The following is a 24123-nucleotide window of genomic DNA, read 5'->3' on the forward strand; positions in this document are numbered from 1 at the left end:
CGAGGAAGGCGAAAGAGCCGGAGCGGGGCGTTCCGGCTCTCTCATGAGGTAGGCGTTGTCTGTCGATCAGGACTGACGCTGTCGACAATAGAGGCCGCCGAGCAGGCCCAGAGCTGCGAGGGCTAGTGTGGTGGGCTCGGGAACCTGGGTCGTCATTTCCGCGCCGCCCATGATGTATACGTCACCGAAACCGCCGCTGTCGCATTGGGTCGTTTGGCCGGATGACAGGTAGCCCTGACCGGTGGTGCTGTCGTTGGGGTTCCCGAAACAGCCCATCAGCATGCGTACGGAGATCGTGTCGTAGCCTTGCGCGATGTAGCTTTCCAGGTTGGCGTTCAACTCGGGGAAGAAGGCCGCGAACTCGGTGGCGTTGGTGCCCTGGGCGTTGTCTATGGTCTGCAGCAGCGGGCCGGTCGCGCCCGTGGCCGCCGGACAGGAACCGCCGGCGTTCGGGAAGGTCGTGTTCTGGTAGATACAGATCGTGCCCGACACAGTTTCGAAGTCGCTGGCTGACGGTTGGCTGAAGAAAGTCTTGTTGCTGGTGAAGCTGTTGTAGGGGGTGTTGCCGGTGTCCCTGAACTCGTAGTTGATGTCCGCCAGGTTGCCGCTGGAGTCGCGTACGGTGATCAGGCTCCAGATGTTCATCGAGGTCGTCGCGCTTTGCGGCTGGTTGTAGTCGAACATCACCATCAGTTCGTGGCGCTTGCCGTCGGCGGTCGTCAGCGCGTCGCGCAGCCACGTGGTGCTGACGTCCCAGGTGCCGAGGTTGTCCTGGGCGGCGGTCAGGTTGTTGTTCGTCGGGTCGGCCATGTTGCCAGCCGCCATTGTCGTGCCGTTGGCCTTGCCAGTGGCCAGATATTGGTCGCTGCCGGAGTTGGACTTGAAGCCGTTCTCAGCGCCGGCAGGGTTCGGGGTGATATCGCTGTTGTCGAGCGCCGCAGCACCGCCGGCCTGGATGACGATGGAGTCCTTCAGCAGGCCTTGGGAGGAAGGTTGCACATAGCCGGGATTCGGGCTCACGTCCGTCTGGCGGGTTTCGTTGTACCCGGCCAGCACGTTCAGCCAGGGCAGCGAGCAACTGACCGCATCGCCAAAGTTACCGCACGCGATCGAACTGCTCCAGTTGATGGTCGGGCCCTGGTAGATGGCGATCGGACCAGCGCTGGCGGCAGGCGTAAAAAATGCCGAAGCCATGGCGGCTGCAGTCAAAGCACTGATTTTGGCGAGTTTCATGGCGAACCTCCTAGGTGTTTGAAGAGTCGATCCTGTGTTTTTGTGATTCTCGCCAGTATTCAGCAGGGAATGTGCCAAATTACCTTTGTTTTCGTTAATTGGCTCTGCTGTATGAATTTTTTTGAAAATCGTAATTTTTTGGAATATTGCCAAATTGGGCGATTGTAAAGATTCCTGACACGCCCATAAGGCGAGTCCCTATAGAACTACTCCCATAGTTTCTGTCGTATTGTTTCCTTATCCTTCCACGGGCATCCGGGTCTCCGGTTTGTGAGAGACTCGGCATTCCATTGTTGTGCATCGAAATCCATGCAATCCCTGACCACTCTTGCTGCGCTGCTGCTGGCCTCCGTGCTGCTCGTTCCCTTCTTCAAGCGGGCTGGGCTGGGCACGGTGCTGGGCTATCTGGCGGTCGGGGTGTTGATCGGTCCGTTCGGGGTGAAGCTGGTGCGCGACCCGGACAACCTGCTTCACACGGCCGAGCTGGGGGTGGTGCTGCTGCTCTTCGTGATCGGTCTGGAACTGAAGCCCTCGCGGCTGTGGGCCCTGCGGCGCTCGGTGTTCGGTCTGGGGGCGCTGCAACTGTTCGGCGTGGCCGCGGCGCTGGCCGGCGCCGGGCGCTATCTGGGCCTGTCGTGGTCGGCGGCGACGGTGGTGGGGATCATCCTGGCCCTGTCGTCGACGGCCTTTGTGCTGCCGACCCTCGCCGAGCGGCGCGAACTTTCAACCCGTCATGGGCGCGAAGCTTTCGCGATTTTGCTGTTTCAGGATTTATCCGTCATTCCGCTGCTGGCCTTGATTCCGTTGTTCGGTACCGGGCGGCCGACGGCGCTGACCCACCCGGCGGTGGGCCTCGGCTTGCTGGCAGTGGTGGCGGTGATCGGCCGGCCGACGCTGGACATGTTGTTCCGCCATGTGGCGCGGGTGAACAGCCGGGAAATGTTCACCGCTGCCGCACTGGCGACGGTGCTGGGCCTGGCGCTGCTGATGCAGGCGGGCGGCTTGTCCATGTCCCTGGGCGCTTTCGTGGCGGGCGTACTGCTGGCCGACTCCGAATTCCGCCATGAACTGGAAGCGGCCATCGCGCCTTTCCAGGGTTTGCTGCTGGGCCTGTTCTTCATGGCCGTCGGGATGTCTACCAACATCGACCTGCTGCTCAAGTTCCCGTGGCAGATCATCCAGCTCACCGCCGGGCTGATCATCGTGAAGGGTGTGGTGTTGTTCGTGCTGCGGCGCCTGTTCGGCGGCACGACGGGGGACGCGCGCCTGCTGGCGCTGGCGCTGGCCCAGGGCGGTGAATTCGCCTTCGTGCTGTTCGACGCTGCCCAGTCCTTCCGCGTGCTCGGCGAGGTGCAGGCCGACAAGCTGACGCTGGTGGTGGCGATGTCGATGGCCGTGTCGCCGCTGCTCTTGATGTTTGGCGACTGGCTGGCCAGGTCGGCCAGGAAGAATGAAGTGCCGCGGGACTTCGACGAGATGCCGGCGGAGGGGAGCGAAGTGGTGATCGCGGGCTTCGGGCGTGTCGGGCAGGTCGTCGGGCGCCTGTTGCTGGCGCGGGGCATCAGCTTCACGGCGCTGGATTCCGATGCCGGCCAGGTGGATACCGTGCGCCGTTTTGGCCTCAAGGTTTTCTACGGCGATGCGGCCCACCTGGATCTGCTGCATGCGGCGCAGATCGGCCAGGCCAAGGTCTTCGTGCTGGCTATCGACGATGTGGAAGCATCGCTGCGTACCGCCGAGCTGGTCCGCAAGCATTTCCCGCATGTGCAGATCGTCGCGCGGGCGCGCAACCGCTTCCATGCCGGCCGCCTGATGGACCTGGGCATCGAGCGGCAGATCCGTGAGGCGCTGCCGTCCAGCCTGGAAATGGCCAAGTGGACGCTGGAACTGCTCAACGAGCCGCCGGCGCTGGCCGAGCAGATGGTCAATCGTTTCGCCCGCCACGATGCCGAGGTGCTGGCCCGACAGCAGGCCATCGGCCACGACGAGCACAAGCTGATCCAGTCCTCGATGGAGGCCCGTGAGGAGCTGGCCCAGGTGCTGGAGGAGGCCCGCGTGGCCTTCACCCGCAAGGGGCGCGGCGCCACGTCCTGAGCCTGCGTCGCCCTGCGGGGCGGCGCGGAGGCGCCGACGGGATGATTTTTTCCCGCGAAAAAATCGTTTTTCCGGATGAAAAAAGTCTTTTGTCACATGACAAAAAGCTCGGGACATGCCACTCGATGATCGGGTGGCATGTCAAAACCGTTTTGTCACGCCGCCCGGCGATTTTTTGGCATGTCCCGCCGATCCGGTGATGCGGCGCAACGACTCCGTCTGGTCACCGGGCGATTCCTCGGCGTGAAAAATCCAGTTTTTCCCATGAAAAAACGGATTTTTCGCTCGAAAAAATGATTTTGTGGCTCCACCGGATGATTCCGCGGCGCCACAAAATCATTCTTCCAGCTGCAGAAAGCTCTGGGTTTCGCCGCCACGGGCGAGGGCCAGCATCAGCGCGATGCGGGCCTTGGCGGGGGGCAGGTCGCCGGCGGTGAGCCAGCCTTCCCGGTCGTCGTCGGCGTTGGCGTTGTGGATCACGGGGCCGGCGCAGCGGCTGGCACGCAGGATCGCCACGCCGTGCTCGCGGGCCCGCTCCAGGGCCGGCAGCCAGGCCGCGGGCACGCTGCCATGGCCGGTGAGGGCCAGCACCAGGCCGCGGGCGCCGGCAGCGATGCAGGCGTCCACCAGCTCCGGCGGTGCGCCGGCGTAGCCCATCAGCACATCCACCCGCGGCAGCGTGGCCGGGCTCAGGTCGGCGCAGCGCCCGTCGGGGCGGCCGTCGGTCCATGGGCGGGGCGATTCGAAGGCGTCCAGCCCGGTCGTACGGGCCTTGGTGAGCCAGCGCGCCGGGTAGGCCGTCCGGTTCATCACCGCCAGCACGCCCTTGCCCCGGGCGCTCGGGCTGGCGGCCAGGCACACGGCGGCACGCAGGTTGGCCGGGCCGTCGGGCTGCGGGTGGTCGGCCGGGCGCATCGCGCCGGTCAGCACCACCGGTTTGTCGCCGGGCAGCGTGAGGTGCAGGAAATAGGCGCTCTCTTCCAGGGTGTCGGTGCCGTGCAGGATCACGATGCCGGCGATGGCCGGGTCGGCCAGCGCGCGGCGCGCGGCGGCGAGGACCACCAGCCAGTCGGCTGGCATCATGTCCTTGCTGTCGAGGGACAGGATCTGCTCGGCGCTCAGTTCGGCGGTGGCGTCCAGTCCGGGGACGGCCGCCAGCAGTTGCTCCACCGGCCGCACGCCGGCCCGGTAGCGGGGGCTGTCGGCGGCGGGATCGGCTTCGCCGGCGATGGTGCCGCCGGTGGCCAGCAGGTGGATGCGTGGGCGGGTCATGTGGGGGCGGAGGGGCGGCTGTCAGTGGGTGAGGATCTTGGCGAGGAACTGGCGCGCCCGCTCGGAGCGCGGGTTGCCAAAGAAGGCGTCCTTGGCGTCGTCCTCGACGATCTGGCCCTTGTCCATGAAGAGGATGCGGTTGGCGACCTTCTTGGCGAAGCCCATTTCGTGGGTCACGCACATCATCGTCATGCCCTCGTGGGCGAGCTCGACCATTACGTCGAGGACCTCGTTGATCATCTCCGGGTCGAGGGCCGACGTGGGTTCGTCGAAGAGCATGCAGATCGGGTCCATCGCCAGCGCGCGGGCAATCGCCACGCGCTGCTGTTGGCCGCCGGAGAGCTGGCCGGGAAACTTGTCCGCGTGGGCCTTGAGGCCGACCCGGTCGAGGAGCTTGAGGCCCTTGTCGGTGGCGGCGTCCCTGCCGCGCCCGAGCACCTTGATCTGGGCGATGGTCAGGTTGTCGGTGATGCTCATGTGCGGGAACAGCTCGAAATGCTGGAAGACCATGCCGACACGGCTGCGCAGCCTGGGCAGATCGGTCTTCGGGTCACCGACGGAGATGCCGTCCACGGTGATGGTGCCACTCTGGAAGGGCTCCAGGCCGTTGACGCACTTGATCAGCGTGGACTTGCCGCTGCCGGACGGCCCACAGACGACGATCACTTCGCCTTTCTTGACCTCGGTGGAGCAGTCGGTGAGGACCTGGAAGCTGCCGTAATGCTTGGAAACGTTCTGGATGGAAATCATCTCGGGCTCCGGGAGTCAGTGCGCCGCGTGGGCGTTGAGCTTTTTCTGGTAATGGCGGACCGCCTGGGAGGCCGCGAAGCAGATCAGGAAATAGACCGCGCCGGCGAACAGCAGCAGTTCGACCAGCCGTCCGTCCCGGTCGCCGACCTTGTAGGCGGCGCCGAAGAAGTCGGCCAGCGCCGACACATAGACCAGGGACGTATCCTGGAACAGCACGATGGCCTGGGTCAGCAGCAGCGGCACCATGTTGCGGAAGGCCTGGGGCAGCACGACCAGGCGCATCGCCTGGGCGTAGCTCATGCCCAGCGCGGAGGCGGCGGCGATCTGCCCCTTGGGCACCGACTGGATACCGGCGCGGATGATCTCCGAGTAGTAGGCCGCCTCGAACAGAGCGAAGCCCACCAGCGCCGAGGCCAGGCGCACGTCGGTATTCGGGTCCAGATTGAAGAAGCCGCGCAGCACCTGCGGCACGATCAGGAAGAACCACAGCAGCACCATCACCAGCGGGATGGCGCGGAACAGATTGACGTAGCCGGCGGCCAGCCACGCCAGGGGTTTGATGGCAGACAGGCGCGCCATCGCCAGCAGCGTGCCCCAGGCGATGCCGAACAGCACCGCGCAGGCGGTGATCCCGAGGGAGACCTTCATGCCCTCCCACAGGAAGGGCAGCGCGCCGGGAATCGAGGACCAGTCGAACTCGTACATGTCACTTGCCTCCCAGGTAGCCGGGCACCCGCGTGCGCGCTTCGACGATGCGCATCAGGCCCATCACGACGACGTTGATGACGAGGTAGAGCAGCGTCACGGCGATGAAGGACTCGTAGGGCTGGGCGGTGTAGTCCACCAGCTGGCGGCCCTGGGCGGCCAGTTCGAGCAGGCCGATGGTCGAGCACACCGCGGAGTTCTTGAAGATGTTGAGGAACTCCGAGGTGAGCGGCGGCACGATGAGGCGGAAGGCCATCGGCAGCAGCACGTGGCGGTAGGTTTGCGGCAGCGTGAAGCCGAGGGCCAGGCCGGCGGCCTTCTGGCCGCGGGGCAGGGCACCGATGCCGGCGCGGACCTGTTCGGCGACGCGGGCGCTGGTGAAGAAGGCCAGGCACAGCATGGCCGCCAGGAACTGCTGGGTGAGCGGCGAGAGCTGCTGCTTGAAGGCGTCGCCGAGGCCGAAGGGCAGGATCTCGGGGAGTACGAAATACCAGCTGAACAGCTGCACCAGCAGCGGGATGTTGCGGAAGACCTCCACATAGGTGGCGGCCAGGCCGGACAGGGCCTTGTTCGGCACGGTGCGCAGCACGCCCACCAGGCAGCCCAGGGCCAGCGCGACGAGCCAGGCCGACAGGGACAGCACGATCGTGGTCTGCAGGCCCGACAGCAGCCAGGCCAGGTAGGTGGTCTCACCGGTCGGGACCGGACTGCCGAAGATGCTCCAGTTCCATTGGTAGCCCATGTGGGTCTCCTTGCGGAAGGTGGCGGCGGCGCAGGCCTCCGCCTCTACGTGGAACGGAGGCCGGCGGCGTGCCCGGCCCGGCCTCCGTCGCCTGCCGTCACGCGCTCATTCGAAGGGCTTGTCGTTGGGGGCCTTGTAGAGCTTGATCATCGCGTCGGAGAGGGGAAAGTTGAGGTTCAGTCCCTTGGGCGGGATGGGCTGGGTGAACCACTTCTTGTAGATGGCCTCGGCCTCGCCGGAGGTCATGGTCTTGGCGAGGGCGGTGTCGACGATTTTCTTGAAGCCGGGGTCGTCCTTCCTGAGCATGCAGCCGTAGGCCTCGAAGCTCTGGGGCGTGCCGGTGACGACCCAGTCGGCGGGTCGCTTGGCCTTGGCCATTTCGCCGTAGAGCAGGGCGTCGTCCATCATGAAGGCGACGGCGCGGCCGGTCTCGAGGGTGAGGAAGGCCTCGCCGTGGTCCTTGGCGGAGATGATGTTCATGCCGAGCTTCTTGTCCTCGTTCATCTTGCGGATGAGGCGCTCGGAGGTGGTGCCGGCGGTGGTGACGACGTTTTTGCCGGCCAGGTCGTGGAAGTCCTTGATGCCGGATTCCTTCTTGGTCATCAGGCGGGTGCCGATGATGAAGATGGTGTCGGAGAAGGCGACCTGGCGGGCGCGTTCGGCGTTATGAGTGGTGGAACCGCACTCGATGTCGATGGTGCCGTTCTGGATGAGGGGGATGCGGTTCTGGGAGGTGACGGGGGTGAGCTTGACCTGCAGGCTGGGCAGCTTGAGGTTGGCCTTGACCGCGTCGACGACCTTGAGCATGAGCTCCTGGCTGTAGCCGACGACCTGCTGCTTGTCATCGTAGTAGGAGAAGGGGATGGACGACTCCCGGTGGCCCAGGGAGATGGTGCCGCTGTCCTTGATCTTCTTGAGCGTCGGCGATTCCTGGGCGAGGGCAGGCTGGGTGGTGAGGCCGGCGGTCAGGGCCAGGGCGGCGAGGGCGAACTTGCGGGTACAGGACATGAGCGGCTTCCTCCACGGGATGTCGAACGATCACGAATGGGGTGGTTCCGCCCGTCGCCCGGCGGCGAAGCGAGGCGGGGCGCGCCTTGGCGCGCAGTGCGGGCATTGTAGCCCGCTCTGCTGCGAGGCGGGCGGATGCCGTGCGTGTGCCCGTTTCGCCTATACCGATTCGATACGTGCGTGGATGGCCTTCAGGTCGGCCTCGTCGAGGGTCTCGCGGGCCAGCAGGTCGCGGGCGGTTTCCTCAAGGATGTCCCGGCGCACGGTGAGGATCGCCAGGCTGTGCTCGAAGGCCGCGGCGACGATGCGGCGCACCGCGCAGTCGATCTCGCGGGCGGTCTCCTCGGAGTAGGCGCGCTCCTGCGGCGGGGCTGCGTTCTGGCCGAGGAAGTTGGCCTTGTCGCTGTCGTAGGCCACGTTGCCGAGCTCGGCGTCCATCCCGAAGCGCATGACGATGGAGCGGGCGATGGCGGTGACCTTCTGCAGGTCGTCGGCGGCACCGGTGGATACTTCGCCGAAGATGATCTGCTCGGCGGCGCGGCCGCCCAGCAGCACCGCCATCTTGTTCTCCAGCTCGGCGCGGGTCATCAGGAAGCGGTCTTCGGTGGGGCGCTGGATGGTATAGCCGAGGGCGCCGACGCCCCGCGGGATGATGCTGATCTTGTGCACCGGGTCGGTGCCGGGCAGGCCCATGGCGACCAGCGCGTGGCCCATCTCGTGGTAGGCGACGACGGTGCGTTCGTGTTCGTTGAGGACGCGGTTCTTCTTTTCCAGACCCGCGACGATGCGCTCGACGGCCACCGTGAAGTCCCCGACGGTGACCGATTCGCCGTTGCGACGGGTGGCGACCAGTGCCGCCTCGTTGCACAGGTTGGCCAGGTCGGCACCGGAGAAGCCTGGCGTCAGCGCGGCGACTTTTTCGGCGTCGGTGTCGGCGGCGAGGGTGATCTTCTTCATGTGCACCGCCAGGATCGCGATGCGGCCCTTCTTGTCAGGACGGTCGACGAGCACCTGGCGGTCGAAGCGGCCGGCACGCAGCAGGGCCGGGTCGAGCACCTCGGGGCGGTTGGTGGCGGCCAGCAGGACCAGGCCGGAGGAGGAGTCGAAGCCGTCCAGCTCAACCAGCAGCTGGTTGAGAGTCTGTTCCTTCTCGTCATGGCCGCCCATCGCGAAGGCGCCGCGGGCACGCCCCATGGCGTCCAGCTCGTCGATGAAGATGATCGCCGGGGCCTTGGCGCGAGCCTGCTCGAAGAGGTCGCGCACGCGGGCGGCCCCGACGCCGACGAACATCTCGACGAACTCCGAACCGGAGATCGAGAAGAAGGGTACGCCGGCTTCGCCGGCGACGGCCTTGGCGAGCAGGGTCTTGCCGGTGCCCGGCGGGCCGACCAGCAGCACGCCCTTCGGCACCCGGCCGCCGAGGCGGCCATAGCGCTGCGGGTCTTTCAGGAAGCCGACCACTTCCTTCAGTTCGTCCTTGGCCTCGTCCACGCCGGCCACGTCTTCGAAGCTGACCCCGGTATTGGCCGCCACATAGACTTTGGCCTTGCTCTTGCCGAGGTTCATGAAGCCGCCGCCGAGGCCCTGTTTGTCGGCGAACTTGCGCATCGCGAATATCCAGATCGCGACGAAGATCACCGCCGGCAGCACCCAGCCGAGGATGTCCTTGAACAAGGTGTTCTCGACGACGCCGGTGAACTTGACGTCGTACTGGCCGAGATCCTTGGCCAGTGCCGGATCGACGCGGGTGGTGACGAACTTCTGGCGCCCGTCCTTTAGTGGTTGCTTGAGGGTGCCCTGGATGGTGTTGTCGGCGATGGCGATCTCTGCCACCTCGCCGGCCTTCACCATGCGCTGGAATTCGCTGTAGGGCACGGGCTCGACAGTGCGCATCTGCACCCACAGGTCGTGCAGGGTGAAGATCGCGAACAGTGCGAAGACGAAGTACCAGAGGCTGAACTGGGTTTTCTTTTCCATGGGGCAGAGGGAGGGGCGGACTGGTTCACCCGATATGGGGCCGTGAGTGGCGCCCTTCAAGCGGCAGGCGCCAGGTGGCGCATCTGATGAACGGTGTGATGTCCTTTCTGCAGACCGGATGCTGCGGTGCGAGTTCCATCACGGGGCGGTTTTCACCAGCCGGACATAATGATGTCCGTGATAAAACTGAAACCGGATGCGCCTTCCATGTCTTATGCCCGTCGTCTGCTCCAGCCTGCATTCCGTCACTCCCTCCTCGCTTTTCTGGTCTGCACAGGGTTGGCCGGCGGTGGTGTGGAGGCCGCGGTCCGTGCCCCCAGCGACAAGGCCGTCCGCTACTACGAGGATGCCAGCGGACGTTTCGCCCGCAAGGATTACGCGGGTGCCGTTGTTCAGGCACGCAATGCGATCCAGCAGGAGCCGGGCATGCTTGCCGCGCATCTGCTGCTGGGCAAGGCCTTGTTGAAGGATGGGCAGGCGGCGGCGGCCGAGGCGGAGTTCGAGCGTGCGCTGGACTTGGGCGTCAACCTCGCGGAAATTGCGCAGCCCTACGGCACGGCCCTGATGATGTTCGGCAAGAGCAAGAAGGTGCTGGAGCGTGTCCGCCCGGATGGTCTGCCACCTGAAGCGAGGGCCGAGGTGCTGGCCATGCGGGCGACGGCCTATGCGGACGAGGGCAACATGCGGGAGGCCTTCCGTGCCCTCGATGCCGGCCGCCAGGCCGACCCGAAATCCCTGGCCCCCCTGCGCGCGGAAGTGGACCTGTCCCTGCGTGACCGTAATCCGGAGCGGGCCCGCAAGGCGCTCGATACGGCGCTCGGCATGGCGCCGGCCGATGCTTCATTGCTGAACCTGCGCGGCGCGCTGCTGCAATCCGCCGGTGATGTCCAGGGGGCGTTGGCCTATTTCGGCAAGGCCCTCGCTGCCGACCCCCGCCTGCTGGATGCACTGGTGGCACGGGCGTCCCTGCTGATCGACCTGAAGCGTCCGGAAGAGGCCTGGCCCGATCTGGAGAAGGCGGCCGGCCTGATCAAACGGGAGCCGCGCGTAGCCTATCTGAAGAGTCTGGTCCTCGCAGCCCGCGGCGACAGCAAGGCGTCCCGTGCCCAACTGGAGGAGGTCACATCGCTGGTGGATGCCCTCCCGGAGGACTTCGTGTCCCGCCAGCCGCCACTGTTGATGCTGGGGGGGCTGGCCTCCTATGCGACCGGTCGCTCGGAACGGGCGAGGGCGCTGCTCGAGCAATACGTGCTGCGGATGCCCAAGGACCCCGCCGGCCGCAAGCTGCTGGCCAACATTTACCTCGCCAACGGGGAGTTGGCGAGGGTCGGGGATTTGCTCGAGCCCATGCTGCGCTCCGGCGATGCCGACCAGCAGGTGCTGACGACTCTGGCTGCGTTGCGGCTGAAGCAGCGCCGCTACGCGGAGGCCGCGACAGCCCTGGATGCGGCGGGGCGGATGTCCGGTGATGACCCGGGGATCGTCGCGCAACGGGGGTTTGCACTGCTCGGCAGCCAGCAGCCGGATCTGGGCCTGACGGTGCTGCGCAAGGCTTTCGACAAGGACCCGCGGCAGGTGAACGTGGCGTCCGCCTTGAGCGCCTTGTATCTGCGTCGGGGAGACAGGCGCAATGCGCTGCAGGTCGCTGAGGCCCTCGTCAAGGCCATGCCGTCGGAAGGGCTTGCCTACAATCTGCTCGGGGCTGTCCGGTCCGCCAGTGGTCAGCCGGCAGAAGCCCGTGTCGCTTACACGAAGGCCTTGTCCCTGGCTCCGGAGCTCGTGCCGGCACAGCTCAATCTGTCTCGCCTGGACATGACCGAGGGCAAGCTGGATGCCGCGCGCACGCGCCTGGGTGCCCTGCTCCACAAGGCGCCGCAGCATGTGCAGGCGACGACGGAGTTGGCGCGGGTGGAGATGCGGGCCGGCCGTCTGGCCGAGGCGCAGGGCTTGCTCGAGAAGGCCTGGGGCTTGGCGCCCGGCGATCCGCAGGTTGGGCTTGAGCTGTTGGGCTTGTACCGGCAGACGAACAAGGCCGAGCCGGCGCTGGCCGTGGCGAAGCGCATGAGCCAGGCGCGTCCCGACGACCCGGTGGTGGCTGAGGCCCTCGGGCGATCGGCGCTGGCCATGGGCGACAAGGATGCGGCGCGAACGGCCTTTGCGACGCTGGCCAGACTGATCGGGGCGGATGCCGAGCGGCTGGTCGAGCTCGGCCGGCTGCAACTGGAGGCCGGCGCCGCCATGGAGGCCGCAGCGAGCGCGGAGAGGGCGCTAGCGGCCCGGGCCGGCTATCTGCCCGCCCAGGTCCTGCAGGTGGAGGCGGAACTGGGCCTGGGTAATTTGTCGCGGGCGGAGTCGCTGCAGCGTGCGCTGCAGGCCCGGACTGCCAACGGGGTCGATGCATTGCGTCTGGCCGGCGACATCGCCATGGCAAGGAAAGCGCCGGCGGATGCGCTGCGCCAATATCAGGCCGCCTTGGCCAAGGCGCCGACGTCGAATCTGGCCCTGCGGGCCTTTGCTGCGGCGTTCCGTGCCGGAGACGGTGCGCAAGGGGTGGCCCTGCTCGGGACATGGCTGCGGGGCCATGCGGATGACGCCGCCGCGCGCACGGCGCTGGCCGAGGGCTACCTGCGCCTGAACCGGCTGGCCGAGGCCCGCTCCGCCTATGACGAAGTGCTCGCCCGCGATCCACGGAACGGCATGGCGGCCAACAACCTGGCCCAGGTCCTGTTGCGCCTCAATGATGGGGGGGCGGTGGCCGCCGCGGAGCGCGCCGCCAAGCTGGCACCGGGCGATGCGAACGTGCTCGATACGCTGGGTTGGGCGCGTGCCCGCAACGGGGCGCTGGATATCGGCTTGAAGACCTTGCGCGACGCCCGGCTGAAGGCACCGGAGTCTCGTGACATCCGCTACCACCTGGCGTGGGCGCTGAACCGCAGCGGAAAGCGGGAGGAAGCGCGGCTCGAATTGGCGGCGGCGCTACGTGCCGAAGGGGCGTTCGACAGCGCACAGGAAGCCCAGCAATTGAGGGGTGAGCTCGGATTGTGAGTCGAAGTGTGAAATAGTTGTTGTCGGTATGTTTTACAGATTTCCATAATTTGAAGCAATTGAATAAAAAAATTGTTGTTTTTCATTGAATTATAGGATTGGTGCGGATTTTGCATAAAGAATGCCCAAGTGCTCGTCGTTCGTTGTATTTGGACGAATCCGGGGCGTAAATTCTTAGTGGGGTATGAAATGTCAAAATATGTGTTCGGGTCCCTGGCGCTGGGACTGGCGCTCATCGCTACGGCTCCGGTCCATGCCGCGTCTTCGTGGAGCTTCACGACGGGGGGCACGGAAACCAATGCGAACAGTTTCGGAAATACGCGTACATACTCGGCGGGCACCAACCAGAACGTGACCATCTCCGCTTGGTCCGATACGAAGAACAGTGGAAGTGGGGCCAACACTGTTACCAACGCGTATATACAGAATGCGTACCTCGGCTCCTATTCGGGTGGTCTGGGCGTGACCAACCGCGATGGCGCGACCGGGGCTGGCGACGCCAATGAGGGCACTATCGCGAATACGTCTGTGCCCGGTCACACGATGGATAACAGTGTCCGCTATGACTCGATGTTGTTCGACTTCGGAACGGGTAAATCGGTCGCACTCAACAGTGTGACGGTTGGCTGGTGGTATTCCGATTCGGATATCACCGTGCTGGCCTACACGGGAACCGGCACGCCGACTTTCGTGTCTGCCAACCAGGGCTACGCCAGCCTGCTGAGCAGTGGCTGGAGCGTGGTGAAGGCGTCGGCGGGGACGACCGGTACCGCGAACTATTCCAATGCGGCAGGCAACACCCCGCAGCAGAATTCCGATGCCAGCAAATACGTGCCGCTGGCGGTAAATGACTTGAACATCAGTGCGCGTTATTGGCTGGTCGGTGCGCTCAACAATCTGGTGCAAGCGCTGCCGAACGGTGCCACCGTGAATGCGGGTAACGACTACGTCAAGATCGCGGCGATCAGTGCCACCTACAAGACGCCGGAGCCCTCCAGCATGGTGCTGGCGAGTGGGGCGCTGGCCGGTGTCATGCTGATGCGACGCCGCCGCAAGGGCTGACGGTATTTCCTTTCAAGAATGACAACAAAAACGGCACCGTGGAGGTGCCGTTTTTGTTTCAGGGAGCCCCGTACGCGACGGGGCCGGCCTGGATTCAGCGGTTGCCGTTGTTGTTGCGCGGCGAGAACAGCGCGGCCGGCTTGATGTCACCGGTCTTGCGGCCGGTGAGGGTGACGGCCGGACGGGTCCTTTCTTCTAGCGCGGCCGGCGTGCCGCGGTTCGGGTTGCCACCGTTTCCACCCCTTCCACTCCCGCCCTGGCCGTTGCCTTGGCGGTGGATGTTGAAGCTGGCTTCCGGATCGCGATACTGCGGCTTGGCCTTGGACTTGTAGTCGACGCGGTTGCCGAAATCGTCGTCCATGTCCGTCTGGCGGGGAGCGCGCTGTTCGCGGTTGCCCGGTTCGCCACTACCACCCTGGGGCTTGTCGCCCCGGTTGCGACCCTGGCGATCCTGCGGCTGTCCCTGGCGAGCGGGCCGGCCCTGGCCTTGTCCTTGGCCCTGTCTTTGGGGACGGGACTGCTGGCCCTGGCTCTGACCTTGAGCTTGCTCCTGGCCTTGACCCTTCGGCTTGCCCTGGCGCTGCCCCTGTTTCTGTCCCTGACCCTGCTTCTGGCCTTGGTTCTGCGATGGCCCTTGCCCCTGGCCCTGGCGGCGGTCGCGACCGCCGTTGTGGGCGCCGCGGGGTTCGCGGGGCGGGCGCTCGTCGCTCTCGGCGGGGGCTGCGGACGGCACGAAATCGGGTACCTCGACCTTGTCGATGAGGCGCTTCATCAGGCGTTCGATGTCCTTCAGCAACGGCAGCTCTTCCCGGTCCACCAGGGACACCGCGGCTCCGGAGGCGCCGGCGCGGCCGGTGCGGCCGATGCGGTGCACGTAGTCTTCCGAGACGTTGGGCAGCTCGAAGTTGACGACTTGCGGCAGCTGGTCGATGTCGAGGCCGCGGGCGGCGATGTCGGTGGCGACCAGCACCTGCAGCTTGGCGTCCTTGAAGTCGGCCAGCGCGCGGGTGCGTGCCGACTGGCTCTTGTTGCCGTGGATGGCGGCGGACGGGATGCCGTGCTTGCCGAGGTATTCGGCCAGCTTGTTGGCGCCGTGCTTGGTGCGGGTGAACACCAGCACCTGGAACCACTGGTGCTTGTTGATCAGGAAGGCCAGCAGTTCGCGCTTCTGCTTCTGCGGGCACAGGTGCACCGATTGCTGCACCAGCTCGGAGGCGGTGTTGCGGCGTGCCACCTCGACGAAGCCGGGGTTGTGCAGCAGGCCGTCGGCGAGGGTCTTGATCTCGTCGGAGAAGGTGGCCGAGAACAGCAGGTTCTGGCGCTTCTTGGGCAGCAGCGCGAGGATCTTCTTGATATCGCGGATGAAGCCCATGTCGAGCATGCGGTCGGCTTCGTCGAGGACGAGGATCTCCACGCCGGACAGGTCGATGGTGCCCTGGGTCTGATGGTCGAGCAGACGGCCCGGCGTGGCGACCAGGATGTCCACCTTCTTCTTGAGCTTGGTGATCTGCGGGTTGATCGCGACGCCCCCGAACATGACCATCGACGTGAGCGGCAGGTGCTTGCCGTAGGTCTGCACGGATTCCTCGACCTGGGCTGCCAGTTCGCGGGTCGGCGTGAGGATCAGGCAACGGGGCCGGCCGGCCTTCTGGTTGTGGGCGTGCTCCTCGGAGAGGATGTGCAGGATCGGCAGCGTGAAGCCGGCGGTCTTGCCCGTGCCGGTCTGCGCGGCGGCCATCAGGTCGCCACCGGCAAGAACCTGCGGGATGGCCTGGGCCTGGATCGGGGTGGGGGCCGTGTAGCCGGTTTCGGCAATGGCTTGCTGGATGGGCTCGCTGAGGGCAAGATCGGCAAAAGTAATCGCAACCGGCGCTGGGGCGGCGGACTGGACTTGAGTCATGGGATGTCGGGCTCCTGCGACGGCCTGACCGCTCATGGAAAGCGGCACCAATCGGGGCGGACGCAACGAGAGTTCGCGATCGCGGGGCGATCAGTCGAAACGGATGAAAGATTGGCCTGTACGCTGATTGGCTTGCGTAAGGCCCCGGAATTGTACGGGCTTTGGCGGTTCTTTGGGGCGTTTTTTGGGGCTTGCGTGCGGTGTTTCGGGGCGCCGCACGCAAGCGTCGGGAGCGATGGCCTCAGGTTTCCGGCCGGGTGGCGACGTAGACCCCGGCGACGATCTGCGGCAGGCCGGCGACGGCCAGCAGCACCGGTGCATCCTGCAACGCGAAAGCGCTCATGGCGAGCCCGAAGCTGAGACCGCCGAGGGCGAACTGCTTGCCGCGCCGGCTGATCGTGCCGTTCTCCATCCACGCGCGCACGTGGGGACCGACCGCGGGGACCGCGTACAGCTTGTGCTGCAGACGCGGACAGCTCTTGCTCCACGCCCACGCGGCAACGATCCAGAAGATGGTGGTGGGCAGCAGGGGCAGGAAGAGGCCCACCGTGCCCACCGCGAAACAGGCCCAGCCGATCAGGAACAGGCTCTGGCGGCCGATGAGCTGGATGAGGCTGGGAGCCGGCGGCGCAACGGCGTCCTGGCAGGTGTCGGGGGGCATGATGCTTCCTTTCTTCTTATGTACACGGGGCTGGCTTGTGGCCGGGCCGTGCCGATTGGGTGCTGAACGGTCTTCTGCTGCAGGGCGGGTCGCACATCTCCGGAGGAGCAGGCCTGGCGTGCCGGCCATCGTCGAAGCCACGCACGACATGCCCTGGCTCCTGTGTAGTCAGCGTTTCGGTCCCAATGGTTCCTGCATTGCGTCATTTGGGCTGGATATGAAGATCGTGCGGCGATTCCGGTGCTCGCTGATGCCTGCGGCAAGCCCTGTGCTCCGGTGGCGGCGAGCCTTCCGGAGTGTGGACGAGGCCAGTATCGGCGGAGGCGGGATGAAGCGTCCAGTTAATTGATTCTCTGCATTGAATAGAAAATATCTATTCAGACAGGACGGGTCAGAGCAGCGGACGGATCTTTTCGGCGAACAGCTTCAGGGCGTGGCGGGCGGTATCGGGGTTGTCGGTGGCCGGTTTCAACAGCAGGGTGTGCGGCGTGTCCAACTGGGACTGCAGGGTCCGGATCTGATCGAGGATCGCCACCGGATCGCCGACCAGTGCGTTGACGAGTGGCGATGGGGCTTTCCTGTCCCGGCGCGGCTGGTGGCTCTGGGCACCCATGCGGGCCGGAAAAGCCTGGATGAAGGTCGCCGCCTCGTCGCAGGCGCGCTGGTGGTTTTCGTTGCACAGGAAGTAGCGGGCCAGCACGAAGGGCCGGCCCGGGGCCGTGCAGCGGCCCGTGTAGCGGCGCAGGGCTGGCAGCAGGCTGCCGACAGGTGCGGCGGATGCGCCCATCAGGCCGAAGCCACGGCTGGCGGCCAGGTCGATGCTGTCCTCGGCAAGGCTGGCGAGCCAGATCGGTACGGGGCGTTGCAGCGGGCGTGGCTGGATGGTGACCTGGTCGGTCCAGTACCAGCGGCCCAGGTGGCTGACGTCTTCCTCATGAAGGAGGCGATCCACGACGCACAGGGCTTCCAGGGTCCGGTTGCGGCTGTCCTCCTCGCCGATGCCGAAGTGCCGGAACTGTTGGGGAAAGGGGCCGCCGCGGGCGACGCCGAGCATCAGGCGTCCGCCGGACAGGGCATCGAGGGTGGCCGCGTCTTCGGCGACATGGATCGGGTGGTGGAAGGGCAGCAGCACCGCCGCCGAGCCGAGGCGGATGTGCCGGGTGCGTCCGGCCAGCCAGCCAAGCAGCGGAAAAATCGACGCGCTGACGCTGAAGCGGTTGAAGTGGTGCTCGGTGACCCAGGCCTCCTCGATGCCGAGGGCTTCGGCCAGTTCGACGGTGGTGGTGGTTTCCGCCAGCGCGCGGGCCGGGTTGTCGAAGCTGTTCTCGACGTTGGCGAACAGGGCGAAGGACATGGCGGGGCTCCCGGTCAGCCGGCCAACCTGGCGAGTTCGTCCTCGGGCAGGGCGCGGCCGAAAAAGTGGCGATAAAAGTAGTCGGCTTCCCGCCGCAGATCCTGGTCGGCCAGTTGTTCCGGATGGAGCAGACGGGCCAGCCACAGGACGCCCAGCGGATGCTCGGGCGTGTAGTGGGTCCAGATGTGGGCGCCGTGGGGCACCCCGTGGATGCGGCGGTTGCGCACGGCCGGCAGGGTGGCGAGGCGCGGGTCGGCGGCGAGTTTGTCGGCTTCGTCCGCGAACGCCAGCAGGATCACCTCCGGCTGCCAGGCCAGGATCTGTTCGATGGATAGGGGGTAGACGTCGAGTCCGAGCGGGTTTTCCCCGGCGGTGACGCTGAGGCCACCTGCCTGTTCGATCAGCTGGTTGGCCGGCAGCATGATCGGCTGGGTGAGCGTGCTGTAACGCAGATACAGCACGCGCGGTGGCCTGGACGGCCAGCCGATGCGCCGGGCGACGCGGGTGCGCAGCGCGCTTTCCCAGGCGAAGTAGTCGCGGGCCCGCTGCTCTGCCGCGAAGATATCTGCCAGCAGGCGGATCGTGTGCTCGACGCTGTCCGGGCGGTCCCAGTTCAGCACGATGGCCGGCAGGCCGGCCCGGTCGAGGATTGCCGCGGCCGGTTCGCTGACCACGAAGGCGATGTCGGGTCGCAGGGCCAGCAGGGCTTCCGCGTTGGGCGTCCAGGCCGGTGGCGGTCCGGATACCGCGGGGGCGTTGGCAATGCCCGGTGCGAAATGGCGTTGCAGGCGCCATGCCGGCGACTGGAAGGCGGCCGGCAGGCCGGTGACGATGCGCGGGCCGAGCCCGAACAGGAACAGGAAGGCATTGACGGCCGGCGAGCCGCCCGCCGAGGCGATGCGTTCCAGCCGGGCGGGAACGGCGACGCGCCGCCCGGCCATGTCGGTCACTTCCCGGGGGGCGCCGTGGCCGGGGACACCGCGCCCCAGCAGCAGCGTCGCGGCGGTGGCCGTCAGCAGGCGGCGGCGGGTTGTCGAGGCCATGCTCAGAAGCGCCCGCTCAGCGACAACACCACGGTGCGTGGGGCGCCCGGATAGTAGGTGGTTGCGCCGGGACGGGCGTCGTCCTGGCCGGCGTTGATCGATGCGATGTACTGGCGATCGAACAGGTTCAGCGCCGACAGGCCGATCTCCAGGGCCGGGCGTCCGCCGGTCGCTGCCAGGGTATAGCCGGCGTGCAGGTCGGCCAGTGTGTAGCTGCGCACCGCCTCGGTGTTGAGGGCGTCGCCGTAGCGCTTGCCCACGTGGCGCAACTGGGGGCTCAGGCGCCAGGCGCCGCTGCGGTAGTCCGCCGCCAGCTTGGCGAGCAGGCGCGGGGCGTCGGGGACCTGCTTGCCGCTGCTCGCCAGCTGGGTGCCAGCGCCGCTGCGGATGTCGTCGTCGAGGCGATTGACGTTCCAGGACAGGCTGCCGATCAGGTCCAGCACGCCGCTCGCTGCCCAGGTCGCTTCGAGTTCCGCACCGTAGGCATGGGAGCGCACGCCGGGCTGCAGGTAGGAGAGGCCGACGGCGGGATCGTAGGCGGTGACCTGCTTGTCCTTGGCGCGGCTGACGTAGAGGGTCGGCGCCAGGGTCACGGCGCCGTGGCGCCAGGACAAGCCGGCGTCCACCGTGTCGGCGGTCTCCAGGCGCAGGTTGCTCCACAGGCTCTGCAGGCTCACGCCGGCGGACTGGAAGCGGGCCGCGTTGCTCGCGTAGGTTGAGTACAGCGGGCCCAGCCAGGGATTGCCGACGCCTCGCCCGTAGGCCAGGCGGCCTTCCAGGGCTGGACTGAAGGCCCATTGCAGGGAGGCGCTGGGCAGCACCGCCGAATAGTCGCTCTTCGTCGTGCTGAGGCCGGCATTGACGGCCGGGTTGAGGGCCAGTGCGGCGTCGCGGCCGACATCGCCGATGCTGCTGGCACTGTAGGTGGTGATGCCGGGCACGCTGAAATGCAGGTAGCGGACACCGGCAGCGAACTTCAGCGGCCCGCTGCCGCCGGCCAGCTTGAGGTAGGGGCTGTCGTAATCGCGCTTGCCCATGTCGGCGAGGATGCCCCAGCGGCTGAACACCAGCTGGCCGCTGCCATTGATCGTGTACACCTTCTGGGCGAGCGGGGGCGGGATGGTGGCGATGCGCTGGGTCCACCAGCCGGCGGTGAAGTCGAGGGCGGCGAGGCGGGTGGCCACCTCGGCGACCAGCCCGCTCTGCTCCTGCTCGATGTCCATGCGCATCACGTTGCTGCCGCTGGCGGTCAGGCGGAAGCCGTTGGTCTTCAGCCAGTAGGGGCTGAGCTTCAGCACGGTGTCGGCGCCGAGCCGCCAGTTGAACTTGGCGAAAATGTTGTCCTCGGTGAATTCTTGGTGGTTGAAGCGGTAGTAGAGGGCGTCCTGGGCGGCGATCCCGGTCAGCCGCGGGTTGTAGTCGAGGCCGTTCCAGGTGCCGAGGTCGCGGCTCTGGGCGTAGCTGAGCGGCCGGTAGTCGTCGCGGTTGAAGCTGTTATGGACGGCGTAGAGCTCAAAGCTGGCATCCCGCCCCAGGGCCTGGGCGAAACCCAGCGTGGCGTTCTTGCGGTCCTGGTCGCCGGGGCCGCGCCATTTGTCGGCGGCCGCGTCGGAGGCGGACAGAAAGAAGCGCGTGCCGGCGCCGAAGCTGCCGCTGTCCACTCGGGCGAACAGCTTGTGGAACTGTTCGCTGCCGGTCGCCGCCCGGACGCTGACGCCGGTCCGCTCCTGCGGGGCTTTCAGGCTCAGGTCCATGGCGCCGGCCAGGTCGCCGAAACCGAGCCCCTTGTCGGCGGGTAGCGGGCCGCGGATCAGGCTGACGCCGGCGACGTTCTCCAGGTCGAACAGGTTGCCCATGCCGCCGTTGCCGACGTTGATCGACGAAGGGACGCCGTCAACGGTCAGGGCCAGGTTGCTGAAGGTGTAGGCGGAAATGCCGCGGATGCGCAGGAAATTCTGGTCCACGGTGAGGCCGTAGGCGTCCTGGCCGGACAGATTGACCGAGGGCATCAGGTCTAGGGCCCGGTAGGGGCTGGTCTGCGCCGGGCCGCCGAGAATGGCGACGCCCTCCGCCGACACGGAGGACTGGCTGTAGCCGCGCCCGCTGTCGGGGCCGGCGAGGGGCGCCGCGCCGGCGCTGACGTCCACGGGGGCGAGGACGGGATCGGCGCCGAGCGCCGGGAGTGCCAGCAGCCCGAGGCCGGGGGCGAGCAGGCAACATCGGATGGTCGAGGCTTTCATGCGGGGGACTCCGAAGGATGGAATGGGGAATGGGGGGCCGGCTGGCCACCGACGGCTGGCGGCATGAAGACCAGCCGGCCGTCGGCGAGGCGGTGGGGCTCGACGTCCACGTCGTACAGGCTGCGCATCAGCGGCCGGGTGAGGATCTCCGCGGGGGCGCCGTCGGCGAGGATGCGGCCGTCCCGCAGGATCGCCACCCGGTGGGAGCCGTGCAGCACGTGGTCCGGGTGATGGGTGGTCTTGAGCACGCCGAAGCCATCGGCGGCCAGCGTGCGCAGCAGTTCGAGGAGGCGCAGCTGGTTGCCGTAGTCGAGGCCGCCGGTCGGCTCGTCCATCACCAGCAGGCGGGCGCCCTGGGCGAGGGCGCGGGCGATCAGCACGAGCTGGCGTTCGCCGCCGGAGATTTCGGTGTATGGGCGTTCGGCGAGGTGTGCGATGCCGAGCCGGGCGAGGGCTGCGTCGGCCGCCTGCCGGTCGGCCGGCCCGATGCGGCCGCTGAGGCCACCGAGACCGGCGTGGGGCAGACGACCGAGGAGCACGACGTCCCGCACCGGGTACGGAAACGGGCTCACATGGACCTGGGGGACGTAGGCCAGCCGGCGGGCCAGCAGCCGGCGTGGCATCGATGCGATGGGTGTGCCGTCGAGGAGAACGTCGCCGGCGGCGGGGCGCAGCAGGCCGAGCAGCAGGCGCAGCAGGGTGCTCTTGCCGGCACCGTTGGCGCCCAGCAGGGACACCACCTCGCCGGTGCCGACGCGCAGGTCCACCCCGTTCAGCACCGGCCGGCCGCGCCAGGCGTAACGCAGGCTGCGGGCGAGCAGCACGGCGCTCATGCCCAGGCCTTCCGGGCGCGGCCGAGGACCAGCAGGAAGACCGGGATGCCGATCAGTTCGGTGACGATGCCGATCGGGATCTCGGTGCTGCTCCAGGTCCGCGACAGGCTGTCGGCGCCGAGCAGGAACAGGGCGCCGAGGCCGGCGCTGGCCGGCAGCAGGCGGCTGTTGCCGGGGCCGACGAGGAGGCGCGCGATGTGCGGCACGATCAGGCCGACCCAGCCGATCATGCCGGCCAGCGAGACGGTCAGCGCCGAGACCAGCGTGGCGGCGGCGATCACCGTGTAGCGCACGCTACGCACCGGCACGCCGAGGCTGCGGGCTTCGTCGTCGCCCATCGACAGGGCGTCGAGGGCGCGGCCGAGGACGGACAGCACCAGCACGCCGCCGCCGATGGGCAGGGCCAGGCTGCCCACCTGGCCGAGGTCGGCGACCGCCAGGCTGCCCATCAGCCAGTAGACGATGGCCGGCAGCTGGTTGTAAGGGTCGGCGACGTACTTCACCATCGACAGCAGGGACGAGAACAGCGCCGCGCTGACGATGCCGCCGAGCACCAGCATGACGATCGCGCCACCGCCGAACAGCGTGGCGATGCCGACCCCGATGGCCACCGCGGCGACCCCCATCAGGAAGGCCAGCGCCTGGACCTGCAGCCAGTCCAGCGACAGCAGGATGCCCAGCGCCGCTCCGAAGGCTGCGCCGGCCAGCACGCCGAGCAGGCCGGGGGACACCAGCGGATTGCGGAACACCGCCTGAAAGGCCGCGCCGGAGCTGGCCAGCGCGGCGCCGACCATTACCGCGGCGAGGACCCGCGGCAGGCGGATGCGCACGATCAGGTTGTAGAGCACCTCGAATTCTTCCGGCGGCAGCGGCCGCCAGCCCAGCGCCGCGCCGAGCAGGCGCAGGATGTCGTCCACTGGCAAGGGGTAGCGGCCGATGCTTAGGGCGGTCAGCATCGCGGCGCCGAGCAGGGCCAGCAGGCCGAGGAGCGGCAGCAGGGGATGACGAGCGAGGTTCATCGCGCCTCCGGGCGTGGGTCGCTGACGAAGCCGATGCGGCTCACCCCCTGGCGGGAGGCTGTCGCCATGCTGCGCGCCACGGCCCCGTAAGGCGTGGCGGCGTCGGCCTGCAGATGCAGCTCGGGAACCGGGTCGAGTCGGCCGGCGGCACCCAGGCGGGTTTCCAGTTCGGCGCTGGAGATCGCCTGGCCGTTCCAGAACAGCTGCCCGTCGGCGGTCAGACCCAGGCGGATCGCGTCGGGGCGGGGCGGTGTCGGTGCGCTGGTGGCCCGCGGCAACTCCACCCGCACCGCATGGGTCAGCAGCGGGGCGGCAACGATGAAGATCACCAGCAGCACCAGCATCACGTCGATCAGCGGGATCATGTTGATCTCCGCGACCGGGCGGCGCTCGCCGCCGGGGGTAAGGGAAAAGCCCATCAGGCGGCCCTCGCGACGGGGACTGCGTGGGCTGCCGCAGCGCTGTCCGCCGGCCGCGGGTCGGCGACGGTCGATGGCAGGCCGCTGACGAGGAAGCCCAGCAGTTCGTGGGCGAAGCCTTCCAGCTCGTCCAGCAGGCGCCGGTTGGCGCGTCCCAGCGCGTTGTAGGCGAGTAGCGCCGGAATGGCCACGGCCAGGCCGCAGGCGGTCATCACCAGCGCTTCGCCGACCGGGCCGGCGACCTTGTCCAGGCTGCCGGCGCCCTCTGCACCGATGCCGATGAGCGCGTGGTAGATGCCCCACACGGTGCCGAAGAGGCCGACGAAGGGCGCCGTGGCGGCCACCGAGCCGATCAGCGCAAGGCCTGTGTCGAGGCGGGCACCCGCCTCGGCGAGGCCGCGGTTGAAGGCCTGCAGCAGGAACACGTCGGGGGCGGACAGCTGGATCGCCGCCTGGCCGTCGCGGCGGCCATTCCATTGGCGGCAGGCGTCCATGGCCAGCCGGGACAGGCGCACCCACGGACAGCTTGGCGGCTGGGCGGCCAGCAGGCGCTCAAGGGTGGCCGGTGACGCGCAGGCGGCCAGGCCGGCAGCGGACAGCCGCCCCTGGCGCCGCAGCTGGAAGACCTGCCAGCTCTTCAGGGCGATCTGGTACCAGCAGGCGAGGGACATCGCGAGCAGGACGGCGAGCACCAGACGCCCGAGGGCGTCGGCATGGGAGATGGAGAGGGAGATGGAATGGAGGATGCCGTTGCTGTCGGCCATGG

General features: G+C 67.3%; 19 protein-coding genes. 3 read left to right on the plus strand and 16 right to left on the minus strand.

Going from position 1 to position 24123, the window contains the following annotated elements:
• Window positions 1-66: 66 nt before the first annotated feature.
• Entirely contained in the window at window positions 67-1233 is a 1167-nt protein-coding gene (locus AC1PPK_RS09570; RefSeq protein WP_481117588.1) for a PEP-CTERM sorting domain-containing protein, read from the minus strand.
• Between the two features lie 309 nt (window positions 1234-1542).
• Between AC1PPK_RS09570 and AC1PPK_RS09575 the strand changes: the two genes are divergently transcribed.
• On the plus strand, window positions 1543-3327 hold the full coding sequence (locus AC1PPK_RS09575) for a monovalent cation:proton antiporter-2 (CPA2) family protein (protein WP_481117589.1): 1785 nt from the start codon (window positions 1543-1545) through the stop codon (window positions 3325-3327).
• 336 nt (window positions 3328-3663) lie between these two features.
• On the opposite strand, the gene AC1PPK_RS09580 is transcribed toward AC1PPK_RS09575, so the two are convergent.
• The 6 genes from AC1PPK_RS09580 to ftsH form a co-directional block, all read right to left on the minus strand.
• Entirely contained in the window at window positions 3664-4599 is a 936-nt protein-coding gene (locus tag AC1PPK_RS09580; protein WP_481117590.1) for an asparaginase, read from the minus strand.
• A 21-nt stretch (window positions 4600-4620) separates the two neighbouring features.
• A complete protein-coding gene (locus AC1PPK_RS09585; protein ID WP_481117591.1) occupies window positions 4621-5349 on the minus strand; it encodes an amino acid ABC transporter ATP-binding protein in 729 nt (242 codons plus the stop codon).
• Between the two features lie 15 nt (window positions 5350-5364).
• Window positions 5365-6054 carry a glutamate/aspartate ABC transporter permease GltK gene (gltK, locus tag AC1PPK_RS09590; RefSeq protein ID WP_481117592.1) on the minus strand — a complete coding sequence of 230 codons (690 nt, stop codon included), beginning with the start codon at window positions 6052-6054 and terminating at the stop codon, window positions 5365-5367.
• 1 nt (window position 6055) lies between these two features.
• Window positions 6056-6796 carry an amino acid ABC transporter permease gene (locus AC1PPK_RS09595; protein WP_481117593.1) on the minus strand — a complete coding sequence of 247 codons (741 nt, stop codon included), beginning with the start codon at window positions 6794-6796 and terminating at the stop codon, window positions 6056-6058.
• Between the two features lie 105 nt (window positions 6797-6901).
• Complete coding sequence (locus AC1PPK_RS09600) at window positions 6902-7804, minus strand: glutamate/aspartate ABC transporter substrate-binding protein (protein ID WP_481117594.1); 903 nt, start codon at window positions 7802-7804, stop codon at window positions 6902-6904.
• 159 nt (window positions 7805-7963) lie between these two features.
• Window positions 7964-9781, minus strand: a complete 1818-nt coding sequence (ftsH, locus tag AC1PPK_RS09605; protein WP_481117595.1) for an ATP-dependent zinc metalloprotease FtsH — start codon at window positions 9779-9781, stop codon at window positions 7964-7966.
• A 207-nt stretch (window positions 9782-9988) separates the two neighbouring features.
• Between ftsH and prsT the strand changes: the two genes are divergently transcribed.
• The gene (gene prsT, locus AC1PPK_RS09610) at window positions 9989-12826 is read left to right on the plus strand and encodes an XrtA/PEP-CTERM system TPR-repeat protein PrsT (protein WP_481117596.1); all 2838 of its coding nucleotides are present in this window, start codon (window positions 9989-9991) and stop codon (window positions 12824-12826) included.
• 129 nt (window positions 12827-12955) lie between these two features.
• Window positions 12956-13888 (plus strand): exosortase-dependent surface protein XDP1, encoded by a 933-nt coding sequence (gene xdp1, locus AC1PPK_RS09615; protein WP_481117597.1) that lies wholly within the window; start codon window positions 12956-12958, stop codon window positions 13886-13888.
• 94 nt (window positions 13889-13982) lie between these two features.
• Here xdp1 and AC1PPK_RS09620 read toward each other — a convergent pair whose 3' ends face one another.
• The 9 genes from AC1PPK_RS09620 to AC1PPK_RS09660 form a co-directional block, all read right to left on the minus strand.
• A complete protein-coding gene (locus AC1PPK_RS09620) occupies window positions 13983-15788 on the minus strand; it encodes a DEAD/DEAH box helicase (RefSeq protein WP_481117598.1) in 1806 nt (601 codons plus the stop codon).
• Window positions 15789-16029: 241 nt separating this feature from the next.
• Window positions 16030-16449: a YbaN family protein gene (locus tag AC1PPK_RS09625; protein WP_481117599.1), complete on the minus strand. Its 420-nt coding sequence runs from the start codon at window positions 16447-16449 to the stop codon at window positions 16030-16032.
• Between the two features lie 391 nt (window positions 16450-16840).
• A complete protein-coding gene (locus AC1PPK_RS09630) occupies window positions 16841-17803 on the minus strand; it encodes an LLM class flavin-dependent oxidoreductase (RefSeq protein WP_481117600.1) in 963 nt (320 codons plus the stop codon).
• Between the two features lie 14 nt (window positions 17804-17817).
• Entirely contained in the window at window positions 17818-18846 is a 1029-nt protein-coding gene (locus AC1PPK_RS09635; RefSeq protein ID WP_481117601.1) for an ABC transporter substrate-binding protein, read from the minus strand.
• 2 nt (window positions 18847-18848) lie between these two features.
• Complete coding sequence (locus AC1PPK_RS09640; RefSeq protein ID WP_481117602.1) at window positions 18849-21086, minus strand: TonB-dependent receptor; 2238 nt, start codon at window positions 21084-21086, stop codon at window positions 18849-18851.
• Window positions 21083-21919: an ABC transporter ATP-binding protein gene (locus tag AC1PPK_RS09645; RefSeq protein ID WP_481117603.1), complete on the minus strand. Its 837-nt coding sequence runs from the start codon at window positions 21917-21919 to the stop codon at window positions 21083-21085. Before AC1PPK_RS09645 ends, AC1PPK_RS09640 begins: the two co-directional genes overlap by 4 nt.
• A complete protein-coding gene (locus AC1PPK_RS09650) occupies window positions 21916-22938 on the minus strand; it encodes a FecCD family ABC transporter permease (RefSeq protein ID WP_481117604.1) in 1023 nt (340 codons plus the stop codon). The genes AC1PPK_RS09645 and AC1PPK_RS09650 overlap by 4 nt, the downstream gene beginning before the upstream one ends.
• Window positions 22935-23357, minus strand: coding sequence for an ExbD/TolR family protein (locus AC1PPK_RS09655; protein ID WP_481117605.1), 423 nt, complete (start codon window positions 23355-23357; stop codon window positions 22935-22937). Before AC1PPK_RS09655 ends, AC1PPK_RS09650 begins: the two co-directional genes overlap by 4 nt.
• Complete coding sequence (locus tag AC1PPK_RS09660; RefSeq protein WP_481117606.1) at window positions 23357-24121, minus strand: MotA/TolQ/ExbB proton channel family protein; 765 nt, start codon at window positions 24119-24121, stop codon at window positions 23357-23359. The genes AC1PPK_RS09655 and AC1PPK_RS09660 overlap by 1 nt, the downstream gene beginning before the upstream one ends.
• Between the last annotated feature and the right edge of the window lie 2 nt (window positions 24122-24123).

It is taken from the genome of Zoogloea sp. JDB1, assembly GCF_056724025.1.